5 protein-coding genes are annotated in these 5,141 nt (G+C 42.9%); 4 read left to right on the forward strand and 1 reads right to left on the reverse strand.

Translation table 11 applies throughout. The features are described 5' to 3' along the window. From HMPREF9969_RS04180 to HMPREF9969_RS04195, 4 genes are all read left to right on the forward strand, one after another. On the forward strand, positions 1-1,864 hold a 1,864-nt coding region (locus tag HMPREF9969_RS04180), incomplete at its 5' end, for a bifunctional DNA primase/helicase (RefSeq protein WP_036894968.1). Then, a complete protein-coding gene (locus HMPREF9969_RS04185) occupies positions 1,852-2,160 on the forward strand; it encodes a helix-turn-helix domain-containing protein (protein ID WP_006045145.1) in 309 nt (102 codons plus the stop codon). The genes HMPREF9969_RS04180 and HMPREF9969_RS04185, both read left to right, overlap by 13 nt. A gap of 190 nt (positions 2,161-2,350) precedes the next feature. After that, positions 2,351-3,115: a type IV toxin-antitoxin system AbiEi family antitoxin domain-containing protein gene (locus HMPREF9969_RS04190; RefSeq protein ID WP_009434618.1), complete on the forward strand. Its 765-nt coding sequence runs from the start codon at positions 2,351-2,353 to the stop codon at positions 3,113-3,115. Next, entirely contained in the window at positions 3,108-4,013 is a 906-nt protein-coding gene (locus HMPREF9969_RS04195) for a nucleotidyl transferase AbiEii/AbiGii toxin family protein (protein ID WP_009434621.1), read from the forward strand. Before HMPREF9969_RS04190 ends, HMPREF9969_RS04195 begins: the two co-directional genes overlap by 8 nt. A 60-nt stretch (positions 4,014-4,073) precedes the next feature. On the opposite strand, the gene HMPREF9969_RS13020 is transcribed toward HMPREF9969_RS04195, so the two are convergent. Next, positions 4,074-5,141 (reverse strand): hypothetical protein (locus tag HMPREF9969_RS13020; RefSeq protein WP_036894973.1); only part of this gene is annotated, 1,068 nt, incomplete at its 5' end.

A 5,141-nucleotide genomic window follows, 5' to 3' on the forward strand; every position in this document is an offset into this window, starting at 1 on the left:
TGGGGATTGCTTCTGGTTTGTGGCAACCCTCCGTAATTTGAACCTGAAAACAAGTTTTCCCGAAGTATTGGAAACGATAGTACAAGAACTTGGATTGTATTCTTTATGTGATGGTGAAAAGCATAGCAGCCATATCACGTCAGCATATAAAAAAACTATTGTTCCCACTCCTAAGGCTGATATGAACAAGTGTACGGAAGAACGTCCATATAGTTTTGAGATACAGCCATTTAACGATGGTCTGCTGAACTATTGGGCGCATTACGGCATCCATGAGGATACACTCCGTCGCTTTCGTGTACGGAGTCTTAAACGCTATGAAAGTGTATCTGCTGAAGGCAAGAAGTTTGAACTTTATAGCTCACCTACGGAACCTATGTTTGCCTATATCGGAAACGGCTATGTAAAGATATACCGACCTCACAGTCCAAAAATCCGCTTTCTTTATGGTGGACGGATGCCTACCACGTATTGCTTCGGAATGGAGCAGATTCCTGCCAAAGGAGATATGCTTTTCATTACAGGTGGAGAAAAGGATGTACTCTCATTGTATGCACACGGCTTCAATGCGATTTGCTTTAACAGTGAAACGGCACAGATACCGACAAGTATCATTGAGAGCCTTCAGCTTCGTTTTAGGCATATAATACTCTTATATGATGCGGATGAAACAGGTGTACGGGAGGCACATAAACAGTCTGAACATCTGGTGGAATACAAGGTCTTGAACCTTTCACTTCCGCTAAGTGGTACGAAGTCTGAAAAAGACATTTCAGATTTCTTTGCCTTAGGCAACGGGGCAAAGGAACTGAAAGAGCTGCTTGCCAAGATGTTCTCAGATCTATATAGCCAAACCATGATGATGTTACGTTCCTGTGAGATTGATTATGAGAATCCACCGGACATTTCCAAATCAGTAGTAGCAGTAAACGGTGTGCCACTCGGCACACAGGATAACCTGTTCTGCATTACCGGAGGTGAGGGTACGGGCAAGAGCAACTATGTGGGTGCCATCCTTGCCGGAGCGTTGGGAGAAAAACGATTGCCGATAGAAAAGACCTTGGGATTGGAGATTACCGCCAATCCCAAAGGCTTGGCAGTCCTGCACTATGACACGGAACAGTCCGAGGCACAACTGCACAAGAACTTGGGTAAGACACTGCGTAGGGCTTCTTTGACGGCAGTACCGGAGTTTTGCCATTCTCTGTATCTTGCCTCTCTGTCCCGCAAGGACAGGCTGAAACTTATCCGTGAGAGTATGGATTTGTTTCATCACAGGCATGGAGGTATCCATCTCGTGGTGATTGACGGAATAGCCGACTTGATACGTTCTGCCAACGATGAAACGGAAAGTATTGCCATTGTGGACGAGCTTTATCGCTTGGCGGGGATTTATAATACCTGTATCATCTGCGTGCTACACTTCGTACCGAATGGAATCAAACTCCGTGGGCATATCGGCTCAGAATTGCAGCGCAAAGCAGCAGGAATTCTTTCCATAGAGAAAGACGATAATCCCGAATACTCAGTGGTAAAAGCATTGAAAGTCCGTGACGGAAGTCCGTTGGACGTACCGATGATGCTTTTCGGCTGGGATAAGGCTGAGGACATGCACGTCTATCGTGGCGAGAAATCTAAAGAGGACAAGGAAAAGCGCAAGACTGATGAACTCATTGCCGTTGTCAAAGAAGCCTTCCGAAATTCTTTCAAGCTCACTTACCAAGAACTTTGTGAGGTTCTGATGCGCGAAATGGAAATCAAGGACAGAACTGCAAAGAAATACATCGCCTATATGAAAGAACAACGTATCTTGGCACAAGATACCAATGGTAACTATCAAAAAGGAGAACTATGCCGTACATAGATTATGAAACCGAAGACACTTGGCAAAAACGCCTGTTTGACAAGCTGATAAGCGTCGAGGACAAACTCGACCGCCTGCTGATTCTGCAAGAGCAATCTGTTGATACAACTGTCCATCCACCCCTGAAACCGGAATATCTGGATATCATAGATGTATCCAAGATGCTCAAAGTAGAACAAAAGACCATCTATAATTGGGTGTGGGCAGGAAAAATTCCCTATCTCAAAGCCAATGGCAGGTTACTTTTCCTTCGGGAAGAGATAGATGAAATGGTACGGAAGCGAGAAGGTTGGTAGAAGTTAGTTCTATACAAGTATGTTGGAAATGTTCATGTTTTATTTCATACTCTTTTTCCTCACTATGGTTGAAATATTATCCTGCAAGTCAACTATTAGTTTACTTTCGGGAAAATAATTCAACCAATCGACTGTAATTAGTAAAGTCTTTTGTACCTTTGCGGTTGGTTTTAATTACAGCAAGTAAACTATGAGTGTACTAAAAGGAAAAAAAATAAACCAAATGCTTCAATCCGGGCAAAAGAACGGATTGCTGTTTGCGACATGGCTCGTAGAGCATGGCTATTCCAGGCAGTTGTTGAGCAGATATCGTTCTTCCGGTTGGTTATCCTCTCTATGTAAGGGAGTCATGTACCGCACAGGCGACACACTGTCCGCTTTTGGTGCTTTGCAGTCCTTCAACGAACAAGTAGGAAAGAGTTTTCGTGTTGCAGCGCATTCTGCTTTGGAGCTTTGGGGCTTCAACCATTATGTTCCTATGGGTAAACCCCTGTTAATGGTATCAACGGCAAGTGATAAAATGCCACAATGGATGAAGCATGACATTTTCGACCGTGAATTTAAGTTTTTCAAGACAGAGGTGTTTATCAGTGCACAGATAACAACTTTAACATACTTGGACTGGAGGCTGCTTATATCCTCCCCTGAGCAGGCTTTTATGGAATGTCTGCTGCTAACACCACGCCAATATAACTATATGGATCTATTTTATATAATGGAACAGTTGACAACTCTGCGTCCGAATGTCGTCCAATCGTTATTGGAAACCACAAAACATTACAAAATGAAGAGGCTGTTTCTATATATGGCTGAGAAAGCGGGGCATTATTGGTATGAAGACTTAGACCTTACAAAAATAGATTTGGGGACACATAAACTCCAACTCGTCAAATCCGGTATATATATCAGCAAGTATAAGATGATTATCCCAAAAGAATTAAACGACTATGAATGATCAACAATATAAAAAGCAGGTGGCATTGTTACTACGCATTATGCCTTTGGTTTACAAGATAACGGACTTTGCAGTTCATGGAGGTACGGCCATTAACCTGTTCCACCAGAATATGCCGCGTTATTCGGTTGATATTGACCTTACCTATATTCCGATAGAGCCACGCACAGCAAGTTTGGAAAAGATAAATCAACATCTTGGAGAACTGAAAACAAGTATAGAACGTGCCATTCCCGGAATACATGTGGTACATAAATCCGAAGTATGGAAATTGCAGTGCACGCATGATGGTGCTACGGTGAAAATAGAGGTAAATGGTACAAAGCGGGGCATACTTGGAGAGGTTGAAATTATGGAACTCTGTTCGAAAGCGATGGAAGAGTTTCAAGCCAGCTGTAAGGCACGTATAGTTCCTTATGCTCAACTTTATGGGGGAAAGATTGCAGCCGCCCTCAGCCGACAGCACCCACGTGACATGTTTGACTGCAAATACATGAAAGACCAAAGGCTTGAAAGTGTAAAAGACGGGCTCATCTTATGTTTATTGGGAAGCGACAAGCCTATCGTGGAATCCTTGTCTCCTAATAACATAAACCAAGAGGAGGCACTTGAAAACCAATTCAAGGGAATGTCAGATATTCCATTTACCTATACAGACTATGAGCAGGCTCGTGAATCCATTATTAAAAAGGTAAATGACTGCCTTACAAATACAGACAAGGATTTCCTCGTTTCCTTTGAGGATGGAACACCACAGTGGGATAAATGTTGCGCAGGTGATTTAAGCCTATATCCATCTGTACAATGGAAACTACTGAATATAGGTAAACTTAAGAAACAGACTCCCGATAAGCACAAAGAAGGAATAGATAAGCTAAAAGGTTATTTGCAGGTATAATGATAAAAGTCAGACATTCAATACGGATGTCTGACTTTTATTTAGCCCCTCGGCATGTGTTTAGTGCCTCCATTTGGGTCTAAAACTCTGTAAACGGCTATTATCTTCTTTGTCTTGGACAAGATAGCTTTCGTTCTTTACTCCTCCAGAATGATAATGGTCGGATAAACCCTCTCCTTGCTTCATTTCTTCTGTTTCCTCTTTTTCCCCCTCTGGTGGAGCAAGGGTAAGCGCAATCTTTCTGTCCAATTCAGCAGCTTCACTTTTAAGTGAACGAAGCTCGTCCTCTTTTTTCCAAGAACTGTTGGCAATGTTGGTGTAAACGTCTTTATTGGCTACAACCTTTGCCATTTCCTTCTCATGCGACTCTATCACCTTTGGAATACGCTCCAAGGCATTAACGAAGTTCTGACACGCAAGTTTCGGGTCTGTTGCCAACTTACCGTTATTATAAGTATAGTAGATAGACTCCTGCCCTTTCACAAAAAAGCGGTTCACCGAACAATCAAACAAATCCTTTGAAGTGCTCTCCGTCTTGACCATTATGGAAAAACCATAAACTTCACCGATTTTATTATACTCTCCTTTGGTGCGAGCTTTTTCGTCTATCTCCTGCAGACGTGCAGCAATAGCCTTGATATCGGTGCTGTCTTCCACACCTTTGATTGTCAGTTTATTTATAGGTGTACCTTCATCATCACACTCCACACGCTTCTCAAAGAGAGCTAAGTCAGACTGTGCCTCCTTGATTTTATCCGTATGGAAGGATACAGAACTTTCAATCTCTGCCAACTTGCCCGTTGCGGCATCACGCTCACGGAGAAAGTTCTTGCGTTCTGATTCCAAGGTGGTAATCTTCTTATCCAATCTTGCTTTCTCTAAAAGGTCAGTATTACCTGAAAGCACTGCTACGTATTCTGAGAAGTTCATGCCGCTGTCCTCATCCATCGAACCCTCATCGATGGTACGACTGCCAAGCGTGTTCGTCTTCAGTTGATTGATGAAAAGCTGCTTATTATGCAGCAGGTTAAACTTGTAGCTATCCAAGGAACGTTCCACGGCATAGATAATCACATCGACCTTGTTGTTCGCAAATTCCTTAGCTATAAGGTTTCCCTTGCGCACAGC

Origin of the sequence: Prevotella sp. oral taxon 306 str. F0472, from assembly GCF_000257925.1 — a bacterium.
Taxonomy (GTDB): Bacteria; Bacteroidota; Bacteroidia; order Bacteroidales; family Bacteroidaceae; genus Prevotella; species Prevotella vespertina.

Bases quoted from the DNA above. Each gene is read 5' to 3' on its own strand.
- HMPREF9969_RS04185 (WP_006045145.1), top strand. From the start codon at position 1,852: ATGCCGTACATAGATTATGAAACCGAAGACACTTGGCAAAAACGCCTG.
- HMPREF9969_RS04190 (WP_009434618.1), top strand. From the start codon at position 2,351: ATGAGTGTACTAAAAGGAAAAAAAATAAACCAAATGCTTCAATCCGGG.
- HMPREF9969_RS04195 (WP_009434621.1), top strand. From the start codon at position 3,108: ATGAATGATCAACAATATAAAAAGCAGGTGGCATTGTTACTACGCATT.